Here is a 1,585-nt window from a genome sequence, read left to right as displayed (position 1 = left end):
CCCGGCGGCAACGCCTGCGCGAGCCGCCGGATCGTCGCCGGCGGGTACCCGTGCACGAGCCACTGGACGGCCAGCACGGCGAACGCGGCGACGCCCCCGGGGCGGCGGTCCGCCAGCTCGGCGATCCGCTGCAGGTCGTCGGCGATCGCGTCCCGGCCGCGTGCTCCGGCGGGCCGCCGGAGCACCAGTTCGGCGCTGATGTCGTGGATCCCGGACCAGCGGCAGTCCCCGGGACGCAGCAGCGGCACCGGCACGTCCTCGGCCAGGTCGTCCCTGCCCTCGCGAACGGCCGAGGCGATCTCGCCGGACCGTTGCTGCTCCTCGCCTGCGTAGGTGGGGTCGCCGGCCCGCCGCTCGTGCAGTCCCTGGTGCACGATCGACAGGTGCGCCCACACCCGGTGGTTGGTGGGCGCCGACCCGGCGGCCGCGGTCAGCCACCGCAACGCGGCTTCGAGCCGTCCGTGGCGGAGGTGGATCAAGCCGGCGTGGTAGGGGTGCTTGGGGTTGCCCGGGTCGACGCGGTGCGCCCTGACCAGCAGGTCCAGCGCCGCACCCGACGCGGTCCCGGGGTGGACGGCCAGCCGGAAACACGCTTCCGCCAACGCTTCCAGCTCGTCCGCGCTTAACCCGGCACCCTGCTCGTAGCGGGTCCACAGCTCGTCCGCGACGCGGCGGAGCACTTCGGACCGGTTCTCCAGGACGGCGGTGTTGGTCATGCCGACTTCTCCGCGCCGGTCCGGAGCTCGTCCACCGGCAGGATCAGCGTGCCCCGCCCGTCCGACGTCGCCGCCAGCCGCCCGTCCGGCGAGATCGCGAGCGGGTACGCGGAGGTGACCTCGATGCGGCCGTCCTCCATCAGCACGTGCGAGCCGTCCGGGTACTCGAACACGACGAGCCTGCCGTCCCGGGACGCGGACCCGACGCGGGCACCGGGCACGGTGCGGAAACCCAGGTGCACACCCAGTTCGGCGTCGAAGCAGACACCGAGGCCCTCGTCGTTGAGCACGATCGAGAGGTCCTGGCCGACCCACGCGTCGGCGACCCGCTTCACGGGCAGGTCGACGACCAGGGGCCGGTCGGCTCCGCTGTCGAGGCGGTAGATGTGGTGCTCGCCCACGATCAACGTGTAGCCCGGCCCGTGGTGGACGCCCAGCAGCAGCCGTTCCAGCGGGTACTCGGCGCGGTTCTCGGCGTGCACCGTCAGCACCCCGTCGAGATCCCCGGTCAGCAGCCGTCCGCCGCTGTCGACCGCCAGCAGCTGCACGCCCGCGCGGTGCTCCAGCACCGTCTCGGGCTCCGCGTCCGCGAGCGACCAGACGGTGCCGTTCCACATGCCGACGAGCGGCGTGTCCCCGTCGAACGCCAGCGCCCCCGGCACGGCGAGACCGGGCGTGCGAGCGAGGTCCACCGTGCGGGTGCGCCCGTCGGGTGCGGCCACCACGACCCGGCCGGTCCAGTCGGCGACGGCGAGGTGGCTGGTGCCGTGTGCCCACAGCCGGGGACGTGCGGCGAGGCGGGCGGTGCCCAGCACGCGGTCCGGCTCGTCGAGCGCGTGCACGGACAGGTCCGCGCCGTCGAGCACGGC

2 protein-coding genes are annotated in these 1,585 nt (G+C 74.5%); both read right to left on the bottom strand.

Annotated features, from left to right (window positions below; genetic code table 11):
- The coding region (locus G3I65_RS36950; RefSeq protein ID WP_203612624.1) for a hypothetical protein at positions 1-716 on the bottom strand (716 nt) is incomplete at its 3' end.
- Positions 713-1,585 (bottom strand): hypothetical protein (locus tag G3I65_RS36945; RefSeq protein ID WP_160700205.1); only part of this gene is annotated, 873 nt, incomplete at its 5' end. The genes G3I65_RS36950 and G3I65_RS36945, both read right to left, overlap by 4 nt.

This window comes from Amycolatopsis sp. SID8362, from assembly GCF_010550475.1.
Taxonomy (GTDB): domain Bacteria; phylum Actinomycetota; class Actinomycetes; order Mycobacteriales; family Pseudonocardiaceae; genus Amycolatopsis; species Amycolatopsis eburnea.
The sequence above is the reverse complement of the archived record's forward strand: the minus strand, read 5'-3'. Positions and strand labels throughout refer to the sequence as shown.